Source organism: Rhizobium sp. AN6A (genome assembly GCF_900215635.1).
GTDB classification, from domain to species: Bacteria; Pseudomonadota; Alphaproteobacteria; order Rhizobiales; family Rhizobiaceae; genus Agrobacterium; species Agrobacterium tumefaciens.
Genome location: NZ_OCNC01000004.1, coordinates 174,430 through 191,430, shown reverse-complemented (window position 1 = coordinate 191,430; position 17,001 = coordinate 174,430). Strand labels below are relative to the sequence as shown.

17 protein-coding genes are annotated in these 17,001 nt (G+C 59.1%); 12 read left to right on the top strand and 5 right to left on the bottom strand.

Annotated features, from left to right (window positions below):
* The first annotated feature begins 70 nt into the window (after positions 1-70).
* From ftsZ to recN, 4 genes are all read left to right on the top strand, one after another.
* Positions 71-1,816, top strand: coding sequence for a cell division protein FtsZ (ftsZ, locus tag CRO62_RS13575; RefSeq protein WP_097100592.1), 1,746 nt, complete (start codon positions 71-73; stop codon positions 1,814-1,816).
* A gap of 271 nt (positions 1,817-2,087) precedes the next feature.
* Complete coding sequence (lpxC, locus tag CRO62_RS13570) at positions 2,088-3,044, top strand: UDP-3-O-acyl-N-acetylglucosamine deacetylase (protein WP_003513204.1); 957 nt, start codon at positions 2,088-2,090, stop codon at positions 3,042-3,044.
* A gap of 237 nt (positions 3,045-3,281) precedes the next feature.
* On the top strand, positions 3,282-4,148 hold the full coding sequence (locus CRO62_RS13565) for an outer membrane protein assembly factor BamD (protein ID WP_097100591.1): 867 nt from the start codon (positions 3,282-3,284) through the stop codon (positions 4,146-4,148).
* Between the two features lie 15 nt (positions 4,149-4,163).
* Positions 4,164-5,837 carry a DNA repair protein RecN gene (gene recN, locus CRO62_RS13560; RefSeq protein ID WP_097100590.1) on the top strand — a complete coding sequence of 558 codons (1,674 nt, stop codon included), beginning with the start codon at positions 4,164-4,166 and terminating at the stop codon, positions 5,835-5,837.
* Here the strand turns inward: recN and CRO62_RS13555 are convergent.
* Positions 5,834-6,448, bottom strand: a complete 615-nt coding sequence (locus CRO62_RS13555; protein ID WP_097100589.1) for a LysE family translocator — start codon at positions 6,446-6,448, stop codon at positions 5,834-5,836. The genes recN and CRO62_RS13555 overlap by 4 nt on opposite strands.
* Before the next feature lie 131 nt (positions 6,449-6,579).
* Between CRO62_RS13555 and ligA the strand changes: the two genes are divergently transcribed.
* Together ligA and CRO62_RS13545 are read left to right on the top strand one after the other, a co-directional pair.
* Positions 6,580-8,754, top strand: coding sequence for an NAD-dependent DNA ligase LigA (gene ligA, locus CRO62_RS13550; RefSeq protein ID WP_097100588.1), 2,175 nt, complete (start codon positions 6,580-6,582; stop codon positions 8,752-8,754).
* Between the two features lie 64 nt (positions 8,755-8,818).
* Complete coding sequence (locus CRO62_RS13545; RefSeq protein WP_097100587.1) at positions 8,819-9,712, top strand: aminoglycoside phosphotransferase family protein; 894 nt, start codon at positions 8,819-8,821, stop codon at positions 9,710-9,712.
* 4 nt (positions 9,713-9,716) lie between these two features.
* Here the strand turns inward: CRO62_RS13545 and CRO62_RS13540 are convergent, their stop codons facing one another.
* Together CRO62_RS13540 and CRO62_RS13535 are read right to left on the bottom strand one after the other, a co-directional pair.
* A complete protein-coding gene (locus tag CRO62_RS13540; RefSeq protein ID WP_097100586.1) occupies positions 9,717-10,247 on the bottom strand; it encodes a GNAT family N-acetyltransferase in 531 nt (176 codons plus the stop codon).
* A gap of 187 nt (positions 10,248-10,434) precedes the next feature.
* Positions 10,435-11,367, bottom strand: a complete 933-nt coding sequence (locus CRO62_RS13535; RefSeq protein ID WP_025594031.1) for a DMT family transporter — start codon at positions 11,365-11,367, stop codon at positions 10,435-10,437.
* Positions 11,368-11,563: 196 nt separating this feature from the next.
* Here CRO62_RS13535 and gcvA point away from each other — a divergent pair, with 196 nt between their 5' ends.
* Genes gcvA through CRO62_RS13520 form a run of 3 tightly spaced genes read left to right on the top strand, consistent with a single transcriptional unit; the run spans position 11,564 to position 13,656 of the window.
* The gene (gcvA, locus tag CRO62_RS13530; protein WP_097100585.1) at positions 11,564-12,466 is read left to right on the top strand and encodes a transcriptional regulator GcvA; all 903 of its coding nucleotides are present in this window, start codon (positions 11,564-11,566) and stop codon (positions 12,464-12,466) included.
* Positions 12,467-12,509: 43 nt separating this feature from the next.
* A complete protein-coding gene (locus CRO62_RS13525) occupies positions 12,510-13,118 on the top strand; it encodes a 3'-5' exonuclease (RefSeq protein WP_097100584.1) in 609 nt (202 codons plus the stop codon).
* 46 nt (positions 13,119-13,164) lie between these two features.
* Positions 13,165-13,656, top strand: a complete 492-nt coding sequence (locus CRO62_RS13520) for a CreA family protein (protein WP_097100583.1) — start codon at positions 13,165-13,167, stop codon at positions 13,654-13,656.
* Between the two features lie 213 nt (positions 13,657-13,869).
* Here the strand turns inward: CRO62_RS13520 and CRO62_RS13515 are convergent, their stop codons facing one another.
* On the bottom strand, positions 13,870-14,337 hold the full coding sequence (locus CRO62_RS13515) for a chemotaxis protein CheW (RefSeq protein WP_003513183.1): 468 nt from the start codon (positions 14,335-14,337) through the stop codon (positions 13,870-13,872).
* A gap of 85 nt (positions 14,338-14,422) precedes the next feature.
* On the opposite strand from CRO62_RS13515, the gene CRO62_RS13510 reads away from it, so the two are divergent.
* From CRO62_RS13510 to CRO62_RS13500, 3 genes are all read left to right on the top strand, one after another.
* Positions 14,423-14,719, top strand: a complete 297-nt coding sequence (locus CRO62_RS13510; protein WP_323455498.1) for a hypothetical protein — start codon at positions 14,423-14,425, stop codon at positions 14,717-14,719.
* Positions 14,720-14,862: 143 nt separating this feature from the next.
* On the top strand, positions 14,863-15,462 hold the full coding sequence (gene sco / locus CRO62_RS13505) for a cytochrome oxidase assembly protein Sco (protein WP_097100582.1): 600 nt from the start codon (positions 14,863-14,865) through the stop codon (positions 15,460-15,462).
* Between the two features lie 94 nt (positions 15,463-15,556).
* Positions 15,557-16,435, top strand: coding sequence for a 50S ribosomal protein L11 methyltransferase (locus CRO62_RS13500; RefSeq protein ID WP_097100581.1), 879 nt, complete (start codon positions 15,557-15,559; stop codon positions 16,433-16,435).
* Between the two features lie 149 nt (positions 16,436-16,584).
* On the opposite strand, the gene CRO62_RS27215 is transcribed toward CRO62_RS13500, so the two are convergent.
* The gene (locus tag CRO62_RS27215) at positions 16,585-16,758 is read right to left on the bottom strand and encodes a hypothetical protein (RefSeq protein ID WP_003513176.1); all 174 of its coding nucleotides are present in this window, start codon (positions 16,756-16,758) and stop codon (positions 16,585-16,587) included.
* Positions 16,759-17,001 lie beyond the last annotated feature (243 nt).

Genomic DNA, 17,001 nt, shown 5'->3' with positions numbered 1-17,001 from the left:
AGGTTTCCAAGTTGAGTTTTCAAGAATCGGCCAGCGGGGCGATGCGGCCAGAGAAAGAAGGAATGGTAAAATGACGATACAGCTGCAAAAGCCTGATATCACCGAGCTGAAGCCACGCATCACTGTTTTCGGTGTGGGCGGCGGTGGCGGTAACGCTGTCAACAACATGATCACGGCTGGCCTCCAGGGTGTCGATTTCGTCGTCGCCAACACGGATGCACAGGCTCTGACCATGACGAAGGCAGACCGGGTCATCCAGCTCGGCGTCAACGTCACCGAGGGTCTCGGTGCCGGTTCCCAGCCGGAAGTCGGACGCGCCGCCGCTGAAGAATGCATCGATGAGATCATCGATCACCTGAACGGCACCCACATGTGCTTCGTCACTGCCGGCATGGGTGGTGGTACCGGCACGGGTGCTGCACCTGTCGTCGCACAGGCTGCCCGCAACAAGGGCATCCTGACGGTCGGCGTCGTTACCAAGCCTTTCCATTTCGAAGGCGGTCGCCGCATGCGTCTTGCCGAACAGGGCATCGAGGAACTGCAGAAGTCCGTCGATACGCTGATCGTCATTCCGAACCAGAACCTCTTCCGCATTGCCAACGACAAGACGACCTTTGCCGATGCCTTCGCCATGGCTGACCAGGTTCTCTATTCCGGCGTTGCCTGCATTACCGATCTGATGGTGAAGGAAGGTCTCATCAACCTCGACTTCGCTGACGTTCGCTCGGTCATGCGTGAAATGGGCCGCGCAATGATGGGTACTGGCGAAGCTTCCGGTCCTGGCCGTGCGATGCAGGCTGCGGAAGCGGCAATCGCCAACCCGCTGCTCGACGAAACCTCGATGAAGGGCGCACAGGGCCTCCTGATCTCCATCACCGGCGGTCGCGATCTTACCCTGTTCGAAGTCGACGAAGCGGCTACCCGTATTCGCGAAGAAGTCGACCCGGATGCCAACATCATCCTCGGCGCAACCTTCGACGAGGCACTTGAAGGTCTCATCCGCGTCTCCGTCGTCGCTACCGGCATCGACCGCGTTGCGGGCGTTGGCGAACAGAACATTGCCGATATGCGCGCCGCAGCCGCCAAGCCGCTTATCCGTCCTTCCGCGGCCGTTGCTCCCGCTCCGGCCGCAGTTCAGCCTGCACAAGCAGTATCGCAGGCACCAAAGACCGTAGACCAGATCGCCCAGACCATCCGTTCGGCGGAAGCCGAAATGGAACGTGAACTTGGTTTCGCAGCACACCAGCAGCCCTCTCAGGACTTCCGTCCGCAGAGCAAGCTGTTTGCATCCGCTCCGGCTGAAGCACCGGCACCTCTCCGTCCGGCCCAGCCGGTTCAGCAGGCTGCTCCGGCACCGGTTGCCCCGGCACCGGTCTATCACGCGCCGGAACAGGTTGCCGCTCCGCGTCTGCAGCAGCCGCAGGCCCCGGTCTATCAGGAGCAGGCTCCTGTTGCCCGCCAGCCCGAGCCTGTCCGCATGCCGAAGGTTGAGGACTTTCCGCCGGTCGTGAAGGCCGAGATGGATCACCGTGCCCACGCAGCTCCTGCAGCCCAGGAAGAGCGTGGCCCGATGGGTCTTCTGAAGCGCATCACCAACTCGCTTGGCCGACGCGAAGAGGAAGAAGTTCCTTCCGAAATGATGGATGCGCCGAGCATGGCGCCGCAGCAGCGCCGCGCACTTTCGCCGGAAGCCAGCCTGTACGCTCCGCGTCGTGGCCAGCTTGACGATCACGGTCGTGCGACGCCTTCTTCGGCAAGCCACCATGACGACGACCAGCTGGAAATTCCGGCCTTCCTGCGTCGCCAGTCCAACTAACAGCGATTCCGTTCGCCTCTCCAAACGCCCGGGTCACACGACCCGGGCGTTTTGTTTTATTGTGCGTTATTAACAGTAAATTAATTCATCTTTTCAATGGCTTGTGCGTGTAACAATCCGAAACGAACAGTGATTTGTCCTGGCACTTTCATGTGCGTATGTATGAGGCTGGGTAAGGGAAAACATTGACCTCGCCGGTTGTTAAAGCCGGCTTGAAAAACTTGAACGGCGCTGAATATACGGCGCGGTTTTCAAAACAAGGCATATAGGCATGACTATCGGACTGCTCGGATTTCAAACGACTATCGCAAATGCTGTTCAGCTCAAGGGCATTGGCGTGCATTCCGGCAATCCGGCTTCGATGACGTTCCAGCCCGCAGAAGCCGGAACGGGCATCGTGTTTCAGCGCCTTCATGAAAATGGCAGCGTAACCGAGTTGAAGGCGGTGTCTTCCAATGTCGGCAATACCGATCTGTGCACCGTGCTCGGCCGCTCGCTATCCCAGTCAGTGGCAACGGTCGAGCACGTCATGGCCGCCATCTACGCCATGGGCCTCGATAACCTCGTCGTTGAGGTCGACGGCCCGGAAGTGCCGATCATGGACGGCAGCTCTGCGCCTTTCATCGATGCGATCGAATCGGCCGGCATCAAGAACCTTGGTGTGAAGCGCCGCTATATCCGCGTCATCAAGCCGGTGCGCATCGATTCGGGTGCGTCCTGGGCGGAGTTCCGCCCTTACGACGGCACACGGTTCGAGGTCGATATCGATTTCGACACGCCGCTGATCGGCAAGCAGTCCTGGAAGGGCGACCTGACGGCGGATACGTTCAAGAACGAGCTTTCGCGCGCGCGCACATTTGGCTTCATGCGTGACGTGGAGCGCCTGTGGGCTGCCGGTTACGCACTCGGCTCTTCGCTTGAAAACTCTGTTGTCATCTCCGACGACAACAGCGTCATCAACATGGAAGGCCTGCGTTATGCCAAGGACGAATTCGTTCGCCACAAGACGCTGGACGCCGTGGGTGACCTGGCGCTTGCCGGTGCGCAGTTCATCGGTTGCTATCGCTCCTATCGAGGCGGCCACAAGGTCAATGCCAACGCGCTGAAGGCTTTGCTGAGCGACCGCTCGGCCTATGAGATCGTGGAGGCTCCGGCCGCTCGCAACCAGGTACGTGCCCGCGAATTCGTTCCGGTCAACATGCCGGAATTTGCACCCTGGTCCGCTTGAGTTTGTTTGCAGGCTATTGATTGACAGGAAAAGCCGCTCCGTTTCGGGGCGGCTTTTTTCACGATGAGGGGCGGGATGTTTCGTCATACCGCCTGATATTCATGCGATTGCATGGGCCGATGCCATAAAAATGCGTTAATGCATCATCATTGCGTTGCCCTGCAGATGCTTTTATGGCTAGAAACGCCAGTGCAAAGCCGATGCTTATGTATTTGCGCGGGAAGTGGGAACTGTCGAATGAAGCATGTAGGGTCTGGTGCAATGAAGGGTACGATGCGGGGGATCGCCGTTTCGTTGATGTTGGTCGGTGCGAGTGTTGCCGTCACGGCCTGCCAGTCCGATCCGGATATCGACATTACCAAGCTCGGCGTCGAGACCGATCCGCCAGACGTTCTGTACAAGCAGGGGCTTGCCAACATGAACGCCGGCAACATGACCGAAGCCTCGCGCAAGTTCGAGGCGATCGACAAGCAATATCCCTTCACCGAATGGGGCCAGAAGGCGCTGGTCATGCAGACCTTCATCGCCACGCGCACCAGCAAGAACGACGTGGCCATCGCGTCGGGCAGCCGCTTCCTGCGGCAATATCCGCGCTCCAAGGATGCCGCCTACGTTCAGTACATGATCGGTCTTGCCTATTCGAAGCAGATTTCCGACGTGACGCAGGACCAGCGCGCCGCGCAGCGCACCATTGAGGCGATGAGCAAGGTGGTCAATGACTACCCTGATTCGGAATATGTCGCTGACGCGCAGGCCAAGATCCGTTTCGCCCGCGACCAGCTCGCCGGCCGCGAAATGCAGGTCGGTCGTTATTACCTAGAGCGCAAGGAATATCTCGCCGCCGTTTCGCGTTTCCGCATCGTCGTCGAGCAATATCAGAATACCAACCAGATCGAGGAAGCACTGGCGCGTCTGGCGGAAGCCTACTATGCGATGGGTCTTTCCGACGAGGCGCAGACTGCGGCCGCCGTTCTCGGCAACAACTATCCCGACAGCCAATGGTATGCGGATTCCTACAAGCTGCTGAAGGGCGGTGGGTTGGAGCCGCGTGAAAACAAGGGGTCCTGGATTTCGCGCGCCGGCAAGAAGCTTATCGGCGCCTGAGACAGGGCATAGGCCATGCTGGTCCAGCTCTCGATTCGTGACATCGTTCTGATTGAAAGGCTCGACCTCGGTTTTGAGGCGGGCCTTTCCGTGTTGACGGGTGAGACTGGCGCCGGCAAATCAATTTTGCTCGACAGCCTGTCGCTTGCGCTCGGCGGACGCGGCGATGGCGGTCTGGTGCGTCACGGGGAAGAGAAGGGGCAGGTCACTGCCACTTTCGAAGTTCCGAACAGCCACCCCACACGGCATCTCCTGCGCGAAAACGGTCTGGATGACGATGGCGACCTGATTTTCCGCCGCGTGCAATCCGCAGACGGACGCACCAAGGCCTATATCAACGATCAGGCCATCAGCGTGCAGATGATGCGTCAGCTGGGGCAGCTACTGGTCGAAATTCACGGCCAGCACGACGACCGCGCCCTTGTCGATACCGATGCCCACCGCACGCTGCTGGATGCTTTTGCCGGGCTGAGCGACGATGCCCGTGCCGTTCAGGGTTTCTACCGCACATGGAAGGACGCCGAGCGGGCGTTGAAAACCCATCGTGCCAAGGTGGAGGCTGCTGCCCGAGAGGCGGACTATCTGCGTTCCTCCGTCGAGGAGCTTGAAGTGCTCTCGCCGCGCGACGGCGAGGAGGAGGAGCTTGCCGAACGTCGGGCGGTGATGCAGAAATCCGAACGTATTGCCGGTGATATCGCCGAAGCGAGCGAGTTCCTGAACGGCAACGCCTCGCCAGTGCCCATGATCGCATCCATGATGCGGCGCCTGGAACGCAAGAGCCACGAGGCGCCGGGATTGCTGGAAGATACCGTGCAATTGCTGGATGCCGCGCTCGACAGCCTTTCCAACGCGCAGATGGAAGTGGAGGCCGCACTTCGTCGCACCGAGTTCGATCCACGCGAGCTGGAGCGGGTGGAGGAACGGCTGTTTGCGCTACGCGCCGCCGGACGCAAATATAATGTCGCGGTGCCTGATCTACCGGCGCTTGCGGAAAAAATGGTCGCAGATCTCGCCGACCTCGATGCGGGTGAGGAAAAGCTCGGCAAACTTGAAGCCAATCTCGGCGTCGTGAAAGCCGATTTCGACCACGCGGCCAAATCGCTTTCCGAAAAACGCCGCAATGCGGCGAGTGCGCTTTCCGAAGCGGTCATGGCCGAGCTTCCGGCGCTCAAGCTGGAGCGGGCACGTTTTACCGTCGAAGCCAGCTCCGACCCGGAGCAGGCGACGGCTGACGGTATCGACATCGTGGAATTCCACGTTCAGACCAATCCTGGAACGCGGCCCGGCCCGATCATGAAAGTCGCTTCTGGTGGCGAATTGTCCCGTTTCCTGCTGGCGCTGAAAGTCGCGCTGGCGGATCGTGGTTCGGCACCGACACTGGTGTTCGACGAAATCGACACGGGCGTTGGCGGCGCTGTGGCAGATGCCATTGGCCAGCGGCTGCGTCGTCTGTCGAAAACCGTGCAGGTTCTCTCCGTCACCCATGCGCCGCAAGTGGCCGCGCGGGCGGCCACACATCTTCTCATTTCCAAAGGCCCCTCCGGCGACGGCACCGAGCGCATCGCCACGCGTGTCGCTACCATGGAGCCGAAACATCGCACCGAAGAAATCGCCCGCATGCTTGCCGGTGCCTCGGTGACCGATGAGGCGAGGGCTGCCGCCGCCCGCCTGCTTGCCGCCAAGGATTAACGGCTGACGGCCACCGCCACGCCGGAGCCGATCATGACGCCGCCCGCCGCCCGGTTCACCCTGCGGACGATTCTTGGCTCACGCAGCAGCTTTCTTGCCCGCACCGCCAGAACCACATGAGCGCCGATCACAACCGCCTCCACCACGACGATGACGGATGCCAGCGCCAGAAGGTGATCGACCGTCAGCGAGGCGCCGACGACGTTCGGCAGCAATGCCACGTAAAAGAGCGGCATTTTCGGATTTCCGAGATTGAGCGCAGTTCCGGTGGCGAATATCGAAAGAATGCTACGGCCGCCATTCATGGGTTGCAGATCGGGAACCACAGGTTCCGCTGTCCAGAGTTTGAAGCCCATCCATATCAGATAAGCCGCGCCGCCATAGCGCAGCACTGCCATCACCGTTCCCATTTCGGCGGCGAGGATCGACAGGCCGAAGGCTGCAAGTGTGAGGAAAATCAATATTCCTGCCACGGTTCCGGCCCCATAGGCAAGGCCGGAGGCGGCACCATGGGTGATGGTGCGGGCGACGATCGTCATATTGTCCGGGCCGGGGCTGGCCGCGAACACGAAGAAGGCTGCTGCAAAGGCAATGAGGGTGGTAAGTTCCATGGGGGGCTCCGGCTTCCGTTTCATCCGGATGCTCAGAATAACGGATTCCCGCCTGTTGAAAAGCGAGGATGGTTTTGCGTTTGCCAATAATTCGCTAAAAGCATTGCAGATTCATCCGTGAGGCTTCTTCCATGTCGAAAGACCAGATTCCCGTCGAAAACCTGACCGAGCTTGAGGCCTCTTCCGAGCTGGCATTTCTGGCAGCCGAGCTTGCCCGCCACGATGCGCTTTATCATGGCAAGGACGCGCCGGAGATTTCGGACGCGGACTACGATGCGCTGAAGCGGCGCAACGATGCCATAGAGGCGGCTTTTCCGGCGCTGGTGCGGGCCGACAGCCCATCGAAGAAAGTCGGCTTCACGCCGCTTCCCACCTTCGCGCCGATCGTGCATGCGCGGCCGATGCTGTCACTCGACAATACGTTTTCTGAAGGTGATCTGCGCGATTTCGTCAGTTCGGTCTACCGCTTCCTCGGGCACCTGCCGGATGATTCGATTGCCTTTACCGCCGAACCGAAGATCGACGGACTTTCCATGTCCATCCGCTACGAGAACGGCAAGCTGAAGACGGCGGCAACACGTGGCGACGGCACGACGGGCGAGAACGTCACCGCCAATATCAAGACCATCAAGGAAATTCCGAACGAGCTGCCTGCCGATGCACCCGATGTGGTGGAGGTGCGCGGCGAGGTCTACATGGCCAAGAGCGACTTCATGGCGCTCAATGCCCAGATGGAGGCCGATGGCAAGCAGACCTATGTGAACCCGCGCAACACCGCCTCCGGTTCGCTGCGCCAGCTTGACGCGAATGTGACGGCGAAACGCAAGCTGCGGTTCTTTGCCTATGCTCTTGGCGAGGTCTCGAATGGCGGCCAGCCGACGCGGATTGCCGACACGCAATATGGTATCGTCGAGAAATTCCGGGAATGGGGTTTCCCGGTCAATCCGCTGATGAAGCGATTCACTTCTGCCGAACAATTGCTTGAGCACTATAATGAAATCGGCGTCGCGCGACCCGATCTCGATTATGATATCGACGGCGTGGTCTACAAGGTCGACCGGCTTGACCTTCAGGAACGGCTGGGTTTCCGTTCGCGCAGCCCGCGCTGGGCCACCGCGCACAAGTTTCCGGCCGAACAGGCCTTCACCACGGTCGAGAACATTGAAATCCAGGTAGGCCGCACCGGCGCGCTGACACCGGTTGCGCGTCTCACCCCGATTACCGTCGGCGGCGTCGTCGTCACCAATGCGACGCTACACAATGCCGATTACATCGAGGGTATCGGCAATAGCGGCGAGCGCATCCGTCCCGAGGATCACGATATCCGCATTGGCGATACTGTCATCGTGCAGCGTGCAGGCGATGTCATTCCGCAGGTGCTGGATGTGCTTCTGGAAAAGCGCCCGGCTGAGGCGGTGAGATATGCGTTTCCGGAGAAATGTCCTGTGTGCGGCAGCCATGCGGTGCGGGAGCGCAATGAAAAGACCGGCAAGCTCGATTCGGTCACGCGCTGCACCGGCGGTTTCGTCTGCCGGGCGCAGGCGGTCGAGCATCTGAAACATTTCGTTTCGCGCAATGCCTTCGATATTGAGGGGTTGGGTACCAAGCAGATCGATTTCTTCTTCGAAAGCGAGGATCCGACCCTCTCCATCAAGACCGCGCCTGATATTTTCACGCTGAAGGCGCGGCAGGAGGCATCGCATCTTACCAAGCTTGAAAACATCGATGGTTTCGGCAAGGTCAGCGTCAAGAAACTGTTCGATGCCATCGATGCCCGCCGCGAGATCGATCTGCATCGGCTGATCTTCGCTCTCGGCATTCGTCATGTTGGTGAAACCACGGCGAAGCTTCTGGCGCGTTCCTATGGCACCTATGAGCATTTCGAGGAAGCCATGAAGGCGGCGGCCGACCCGGCGAGCGATGCCTGGGCCGAACTCAACAGTATCGATGGTATCGGCGAGGTCGTGGCCCGCGCCATCATCGAATTCTACAAGGAACCGCGCAATCTCGACGTCATCGACCGGCTGATACGGGAGCTGCGGCCGAAGGAGGCCGAGAAGCCCTCGACCGAAGGCAGCCCGGTGGCGGGCAAGACGGTGGTCTTTACCGGGTCTCTGGAAAAATTCACGCGCGACGAGGCCAAGGCCCGCGCCGAAAGTCTGGGCGCCAAGGTGGCCGGTTCCGTATCGAAGAAGACGGATATTCTAGTGGCCGGGCCGGGTGCAGGTTCCAAGCTTGCCAAGGCGGCGGAGCTCGGCGTGCAGACCATGGACGAGGACGAGTGGCTGGCGCTGATCGGTGGCTGAGGCACCGTCATCGCCTCGTTGTTTTGCGCCGCTATGGGTCTCATCCTGAAACGGGGAACGGGACATGGGTGATCGCATCGTTATCTCGACGCAGCAGGTGCGGGCGCTGATCGCGAGCCAGTTTCCGCAATGGGCGGGGCTTGATGTCAGGCCGGTGGAACTGAGCGGCTGGGATAATCGCAGCTTCCGCCTTGGGGATGATATGCTCGTTCGCCTGCCGAGCGCTGCGGGTTATGTCGCGCAGGTAGAGAAGGAGCATCGCTGGCTGCCGAAGCTTGCGCCTCTTTTGCCTCTTCCGATCCCGAAGCCATTGGCGATTGGTGAGCCGGGACGAGATTATCCGTTTCCATGGTCCGTTTATGGCTGGCTTGATGGCGAGCCTCTCGCCCTGCATCTTGGGCATATAAATCTCGCAACAATAGCCGTCGACGTAGCAGCGTTTTTGAAAGCCCTGCAGGGCATCAATGCGACGGATGGTCCGCTTGCGGGCGAGCACAATTTCCACCGCGGCGGGTCGCTTGCGGTCTATGACGGCGAGGCGAGAGCGGCGGCGTTGCGCCTTGCCGATGAGGTCGATCAGACGCTGGCCATGGAGATATGGCAGCTTGCTCTTTCGAGCAGTTGGCAGGGCCAAGGCGTTTGGGTGCACGGCGATATTGCCGAGGGCAATCTGCTGGTGAGGGATGGCCGCCTTTCAGCCGTCATAGATTTCGGCAGTTCCGGCGTCGGAGACCCATCTTCCGATCTCATTCTGGCATGGAACGTGCTCGACGCCGAAAGCCGGAACGTCTTTCGCCTGGCGATGGATCTCGACGATGCCACATGGCAGCGCGGGCGCGGCTGGGCGCTGTGGAAGGCGTTGATCACGCTTGAGGCTCAACCTGGACGTGATGAGAAACTGGCCGAATGGTCACGTCGGACCATTCGGGAAGTGATGGCCGATCATTTGTCCGCCTGAAACATCAGCGCAGACGTGCCATGACGTAGGCATCCACATATTTGCCGTCGCGATAGGCATCGTTGCGCAAGGTGCCCTCGCGTTCGAAACCGAGTTTCTCATAGAGCCGGAGGGCGGCAAGATTGTCGGTGAAGACGTTCAGTTCGATGCGGCGGATATCGTGCCAGTTATCGGCCGCGTCGATGAGTGCCGCCAAGAGCCTTGAACCAACGCCCTTTCCGGCGAAATCGTCGTGAACGGACATCGCAAGATCGGCGACATGGTACTGTCTGCCCGCTCTGCGATATAATCCGGCGTTACCAACGAGTTTTCCGTGCCACTCAGCGACGATGACGATGTCGGTAGGGGCTCGGTTTTCTATCGATTTTCTCGTTTTTTCGAGCGTATGGAAAGGCTGCCGAAGGGTACCGTGCCGGACGCCGGGAAGGTTGAGCATTTCGGTCAAGGCTTCGACGTCTTCAAGCCGGGTCGCGCGCAGGACAACGTCCTTCAGATCAAATGGCTTGTTTGTAATATCCGCTGGTTTCATGTTCATGCCTGTCTCCTTGTGGCGCGTTCGGAGCAGGCGTGACACCCCTGCTCTTATCGGCAGGGGTGGATGTTGATCGCTCAGTGCGCGGACATGCCTTTCCCTGCCGGTTGACCGGTCATCGTCATATGGCGGGTGGTTGTCGTCTTGATAGCGATCATGATGGCGAGAATGCTTTTACGAACTGTCACTGTCAAGCGGGTGCCTTGCGCAGGAAATCTCTTAGTTTTGCCGGCAGCCTACCGTCAATCGCGGCAAGGCCGGCGGCAATCATCGCCATGCCAGCGAAGTGCTTGATTTCCAGCTGTTCTCCGAGAATGAGCGAACCGAGAAGGATGGCGCTGACGGGAATGAGGAAGGTGACGAGCGCGAGATTGGTGGCGCCGGCAGTGGCAAGGATGCGGAAGAAGATGAGGTAGGCCAGGGCCGTGGACAAGAGCGCGATACCGATGAGTGCGCCCCAGGTGCCGAGGCTCGGCATGGCAAGCGTCCAAGGCTTGTCAATGAGGAGCGCGGCGGGGATCAGCATCAGTGTCGAGGACGATATCTGGCCGGTGGCGGTCATCAGCGGCGGCACGCCCATGGCCTTGAAGCGGCGGCCGAATATGCCCGCGAAAGAATAGGAGATAGCCGCGCCGAGAATGGCAATCTGGCCCCAGAGGCCGGAGATCGCACCGCCAAAGGCTGCCGGGCCGATCATCGTCGCCACGCCGGCAAAACCTATGAGAACACCCGCCAGCTTGTTGCCGGTCATCTTCTCGTCGGCGGTGAGAAAATGGGCGACGATGACGGTAAAGAGCGGCGTCGTCGCATTGAGGATCGAGGCTAACCCGCTGGCAATATGGGTCTGGCCCCAGACGATCAGGCAGAAGGGAATGATGTTGTTGAGCAGGCCCATGCCGAAAAAGGCGCGCCAAACGGCCCATTGCCGTGGCAGATGAAGGCCCATGATGCGGCAGACGATCAGCAGTGCCGTGGCAGCGAGGCTGACACGCAGCGTGACGATGGTGACCGGCGGCAGTTCCTTAACGGCGATGCCGATGAAAAAGAACGATCCGCCCCACAGCAGCGAGAGCGCAACAAGCATCCCCCATTCGCTGGCATCCATCTGTTTTTGTATTGCCATCTTCGTCTCTCCCACCGCTGGAAAATTGAAATAGTCGCAGAGAACGCCACGCTCAGCCACCCGATATCGGTTGAGTTTATCTCAATCAGTCGTTTGGCAATCCTGGTTCCGTCCGCGCCGTTGCATCTATCTACTCCTCACATTATGCTGTTTTCAAACGATAGTTTCTCGTCGGATAATTGAGCTCAGCTAAACCATGGTTGCAGAACTTCCGTCTTTGAAAGGATTGCAGGCATTTGAGGCTGCGGCGCGCTATCGCAGTGTCACGCTTGCATCCAACGAGTTGAACGTCACCCCCGGCGCGGTCAGCCTGCAAATCCGGGAGCTGGAAGCCCGCCTTGGCGTGCAGCTGTTTCTGCGCAGGCCACGCAGCATCCAGCTGACGCGTGAGGGCGAGCGGTATTACGGTTCCCTTCGCACCGCATTCCGGATGATGCGCGAGGCGACGGCGGAGCTGACGGCGCGATCAGAGATTACGGTCTTAACGCTAAGCTGCACGCCGACTTTCGCGGTGCAATGGCTGATGCCGAGACTGCCCGGCTTTCAGCAACAACATCCGCAAGTGGATGTTCGTATCAGCGTGACGAACCGGCTCGTTGATTTCTCAAGGGACGATGTCGATCTGGCCGTGCGTCACGGTTTTGGTCGCTATGAAGGGCTGGAAAGCATCCGGTTCATAGACGACAGCACCTTGCCGGTCTGCTCGCCACAGCTTTTTGAAAAATATGGCCCGCTTCGGGTGGCCGGTGATCTGAAATGCGTGCCGCTTCTGCACGATGAAAACCGCAACGAGTGGCGGCGCTGGCTGGAAACGGCGGGGGCTACAGAGGTCGATGCTTCCGGGGGCACCGTGTTCATCGACAGCAACGGCGCGCTGGATGCGGCCAAGGCCGGGCATGGTGTTGCGCTAACGCGGCGATCGCTTGTTTCCCGCGAACTTGCCGAGGGAGCGCTAATAGCTCCCTTCGGCACGGACATTGCCAGCACGCTTGCCTATTTCCTGGTTTATCCACGGCGCATGCTTGATAATCCCGATCTTGTGAGGCTGCTTGACTGGATGCTTGCGGAAGCGGGGTCTACCGAAGCCGGTTCTCTTTGACGCCGATCCGGTCTATGCCGGAATGAAACAACGGGAATCACTCTTGAAAACCATCGCCATCGATTTCGAGACCGCCAATGAGGAACGGGGTAGCGCCTGCTCCATCGGGCTTGCGTGGATAGAGGACGGTGAGATCGTTCGCGTCGAGGAGCGGCTCATCCGGCCGAAGGACATGCGGTTTTCGCCCTTCAATATTGCTGTGCACGGGATTCGGCCTGCCGATGTCGAGGACGCGCCGGAATTCCCTGATGTGATGGAAGAATTCATCGACGATTTCCACGGCGCCACGATGATCGCCCACAATGCCGCCTTTGATTTCAGCGTCATGCGGGCTTCCTTCGACAAATACCGGCAGTCCTATCCTGATCTTTCCTATCTGTGCAGCGTCAAGATTGCCCGCCATGTCTGGCCGCAGCTGGAATCGCACAAGCTAAATGTGATTGCCCATCATCTCCAGTTGCGGTTCGTGCACCACAATGCTGCCGAAGATGCTGTCGTCTGCGCGGCAGCGTCGATTGCGGCGGCCAGGGCGTTGCGCGTTGCCCATATCCGTGACCTGCCGGAAAAGATCGGCATGGTCGCCGGCCGTCTCACTTCCACCGGCTATCAGCCCTGCAGCATGAAAAAACGTGCCGTCTCGCGGGTTGCGTAACCGTTCCCCGCACCTATGTTTGAAGCAGCGTAACGGAGAACATGCGATGACGATGAAAACTCTCTCGGGTTTGTTTGCGGGCTTTCTGGTGTTGTTCCCGGTGACAGTTGCGCACTCGCAAGTCGTCGGTAAGGTCGGTGTCGACTGGATAGGCAACGATATCGTCATCGAGGCTATTGCCGATCCCAAGATCAAGGGCGTGACCTGCCATGTCACCTATTTCGAGCGCGGCGTTATCGACCGCCTGAAGAACGGCAACTGGTTTGAAGACCCTTCGAACAATGCCATTTCCTGCAGCCAGACGGGACCGGTCGAAATCGGCGACATCGATCTGTCGAAGGGCGGGGAAGAGGTTTTCCGGCAGGGCATGTCACTGGTCTGGAAAAAACTCGTCGTCAGCCGCGTCTACGACAAGGCCAATGATTCGCTGATCTATCTGGTGCATGCGCGGGAATTGAGCGACGGTTCGGCAAAGATGGCGATTTCCACGGTGCCGCTCTACAACCAGCAGGTGACGTGGGAAAAGGGCAAGCCTTGAGGCTTTGCCCTTGGTACTGCTGACACCATAATTCACCCGCGACGTCATCCTCGGGCCTGTCCCCAGGATCCAATCACGTATCGTAAAATCGATAGGTTGTAGATGCTCGGGACAGGCCCGAGGATGACGGAGGAGAGGTTTCTGACCCTGCCGTGCCCCTCAGGGCAAGCCGTGGAACCTGCGCGTTATATTATCAAAACCTCACCGGCTCTATTAAGCCGCTTCGCGCGCCAGCTCGTCGGCAATCACGGTGTCGAGGTTGAGGAAGCACACCATGCTCTTTTCCAGTGCCACGATGCCGCGGCAGAAGTTGCGCTGTTCTTCGGGAATGATGTCGGGCGCGGGCTGCAGGTCTTCGGAGCGGATGGTCATCATGTCGGAGACCTGTTCTACGAGAAGTCCGACCAGCTTGCCGCCGATATCGGTGACGATGATGGCGGAGCGCTCGGAAGGTTCGGTCATTTTCATGCCGAGGCGGCCGGCCATGTCGATGACGGGGATAACGGCGCCGCGCAGGTTGATGAGGCCGAGAACATAAGGCGGCGTGTGCGGCATCGGTGTAACCGGCGCCCAGCCGCGGATTTCGCGGATCGCCATGATGTCGATGCAGAATTCCTGACCGCCGAGATGGAAGGAAACGATTTCGAGATATGCGCCGGATTGCTTGATGGCGTTGGACATGACGGCAGGTTTCCTCTGGCGGCTCTTAGGCAGGCCCATGCATGATTGAGCTTTATGCGGTGGCCGGAATGGACCGGGAGACATCATGTCGGAAGTTAAAAACCGCTATGGCCATATTGCACAGCAAGATTTTAAACTTTCCCTAACAATTGGAGGTGTCCCGCTCGCAAAACCCAGTATTTTGGCGGTTTTCGTGCCGGTGCAAACAGGTTATAACAGACGCATGAACGCGCTCGTTGCCAATCCGCTGAAGTTTATTCTTGCAAGCCTTGCGGTAGGGGCCTCGCTTGCCGTCGTGCTTCTTGCCTTCGATGGCTGGGTGCGACACGGCACGGATATTTTCCTCTCTGCCGTGCAAAGCGGCATCGCCTGGTGTCTGTAATCTGCCGTCCCGTCCCGGCTTTGTGACAAATCAGCGCGGTTTACCCAAATACGCCCAGTTGATTTGCCGTCGCCACCGCTGTTCGTTATCAGACGATGGAGGCCCACGTCATGCGGCCGGCCTTCGGGGGTAGGATTAGGACAATGAGAAATATTCGCATCGTATTGTGGGCCGTGGTGGTCGTTCTTGTCGGTGTCGTCAGCTGGTTGACGCTCGAAATGACGAAGACCCGTGAGGAAATGGTGGAAACAGCCTATGGCGTGCCGTTCGAACTCACGGCGCAGAACGGTCAGCCGATCACCGAAAAGGCGTTTCAGGGCAAACCCACGGCGCTCTTTTTCGGTTTCACCCATTGCCCGGAAGTCTGCCCAACGACGTTGTTCGAGCTGAACGGCTGGATGGAGAAGGTAGACCCGGCCGGCGACAAGCTGCAGGCCTATTTCCTATCCGTAGACCCCGAGCGCGATACGCCTGAGCTCATGCAGCAATATGTCTCCAACGTCTCGAAGCGGATCACCGGCATCACCGGTCCGGCCGACAAGATTGCCGAAACGCTGAAAGGCTATCGCATCTATGCCAAGAAGGTGCCGGTCGATGACAAGGATCCGGATGGTGACTACACCATGGATCACACGGCTTCCGTCATCCTGCTTGACGCCAATGGTCGTTTTTCCGGCACCATCGCCTATGGCGAGAACCCCGATGTTGCCGAGCAGAAGCTCCAGAATCTGCTGAAGGGCTGAACGAGACGGCATAATTGTGCCTGGCTTATTGGACTGGCGGAGGTTTTGTGGCAAAGGCAAGCCTAAGAACCTTAGCTAGAGAAAGCAGCCTGCCGTGAGCGAAATCCGACTTTACGTCACCACGACCGAAATCAAGGCCGGTGAAATCCTCGATCTCATGTCGGACTATTTCGGCGAGGAGGATGTCGCGATCGCCACCACCGAGGTGGATGAGAAGCGCGACATCTGGGAAGCTTCGGTTTACCTGATGGCCGAGCAGGAAGACGAATTCCGCGAGCGTATCGACACCTTGCTGGCACCGGCCTTTCCCGGCCTCGCCATCGAAAAGGAGATCGTTCCCGACATCGACTGGATCGCCAAGTCGCTCGAGGGGTTGAAACCGGTACGGGCAGGGCGCTTCATCGTTCACGGCGCGCATGATCGCGATAAGGTCAAGCCCAACGATCTGGCGATCGAGATCGAGGCCGGTCAGGCTTTCGGCACCGGCCATCATGGCACGACAGCGGGCTGCCTTGAGATGATCGAGGACGTTCTGCGGGCGCGGACCGTGCGCAATGCGCTCGATCTCGGCACCGGCAGCGGCGTATTGGCAATTGCCGTGCGCAAGATGCGCCATATTCCGGTACTCGCAACGGACATTGATCCCATCGCGGTGCGCGTGGCCAGGGAGAATGTGCGGCTGAACGGCATCGTCTCCGGGCTGGCACTTGAAACCGCTCCGGGTTTCCACTCCGACGCTTTCCGCAAATACGGCCCGTTCGATCTCATCATCGCCAATATTCTGGCGCGGCCGCTCATCAAGATGGCGCCGCAGCTTGTTACGCATCTGGCGCCCGGCGGCACCGTCATCCTGTCGGGAATTCTCGCATCGCAGCGCTGGAAGGTGCTTGCGGCCTATAATGGCGCGCGGCTTTCCCACGTCCGCACCATCTGGCGCAATGGCTGGGTCACGCTGCATCTGCGCAAGGACTGACGCTTTCGCAGCATCCGTTTCGGACAAAGAAAAGGCGGCGCTTTCGCGCCGCCTGAAAACCCGCGAACATATTGGAGGAGAATCGCTCAAGCGGGTCGACGTATTCCTGTTCCTGCGCGGTGGAGGGAGGATCGCCGCGCCCGAAGTTATCAGAATACGTAGCTGGACTTTGCGGTGCGGCGAAGTTCGGCGCGGTTCATGCCGAGCGCTTCGAGCGACTTGTCGTCGAGGTTGAGCAGGGCTGCGTTGACATGACGGCTGACCTGACGCTCGCGTGCTTCAATGACGCGATCGAAAGCGGTGCGGAGGAAAGATTTTGCCATTGCTTCAAATCCTTGTTTGCCAGGAGAGTGTGTCTCTCGCTGTGTTGGCTTGAAGATAAGCGATGTGTTTTTGTTTGGTTAGGGGTCTTGCTTCAAGGTAGATATGCGTTTTTCACATGTCTAACGCTTTTCAATATTACTTATTTAGGAAAAACTGCTTAATTTAGCGGCGTCTTTTCTCAGCCTTTGGGGTAAACGGCAGCGCGCCTGCCTACCTTAATGGGTGATGTCACATATGGCTTG

Coding starts and splice junctions, on each gene's coding strand:
- CRO62_RS13515 (WP_003513183.1), bottom strand. CDS start 14,337: ATGTCCAACGCCATCAAGCAATCCGGCGCATATCTCGAAATCGTTTCC.
- CRO62_RS13535 (WP_025594031.1), bottom strand. CDS start 11,367: ATGGCAATACAAAAACAGATGGATGCCAGCGAATGGGGGATGCTTGTT.
- recN (WP_097100590.1), top strand. CDS start 4,164: ATGCTGGTCCAGCTCTCGATTCGTGACATCGTTCTGATTGAAAGGCTC.
- CRO62_RS13555 (WP_097100589.1), bottom strand. CDS start 6,448: ATGGAACTTACCACCCTCATTGCCTTTGCAGCAGCCTTCTTCGTGTTC.
- CRO62_RS13510 (WP_323455498.1), top strand. CDS start 14,423: ATGTCGGAAGTTAAAAACCGCTATGGCCATATTGCACAGCAAGATTTT.
- lpxC (WP_003513204.1), top strand. CDS start 2,088: ATGACTATCGGACTGCTCGGATTTCAAACGACTATCGCAAATGCTGTT.
- ligA (WP_097100588.1), top strand. CDS start 6,580: ATGTCGAAAGACCAGATTCCCGTCGAAAACCTGACCGAGCTTGAGGCC.
- CRO62_RS13520 (WP_097100583.1), top strand. CDS start 13,165: ATGACGATGAAAACTCTCTCGGGTTTGTTTGCGGGCTTTCTGGTGTTG.
- sco (WP_097100582.1), top strand. CDS start 14,863: ATGAGAAATATTCGCATCGTATTGTGGGCCGTGGTGGTCGTTCTTGTC.
- CRO62_RS13540 (WP_097100586.1), bottom strand. CDS start 10,247: ATGAACATGAAACCAGCGGATATTACAAACAAGCCATTTGATCTGAAG.
- CRO62_RS27215 (WP_003513176.1), bottom strand. CDS start 16,758: ATGGCAAAATCTTTCCTCCGCACCGCTTTCGATCGCGTCATTGAAGCA.
- CRO62_RS13565 (WP_097100591.1), top strand. CDS start 3,282: ATGAAGCATGTAGGGTCTGGTGCAATGAAGGGTACGATGCGGGGGATC.
- CRO62_RS13545 (WP_097100587.1), top strand. CDS start 8,819: ATGGGTGATCGCATCGTTATCTCGACGCAGCAGGTGCGGGCGCTGATC.
- ftsZ (WP_097100592.1), top strand. CDS start 71: ATGACGATACAGCTGCAAAAGCCTGATATCACCGAGCTGAAGCCACGC.
- gcvA (WP_097100585.1), top strand. CDS start 11,564: ATGGTTGCAGAACTTCCGTCTTTGAAAGGATTGCAGGCATTTGAGGCT.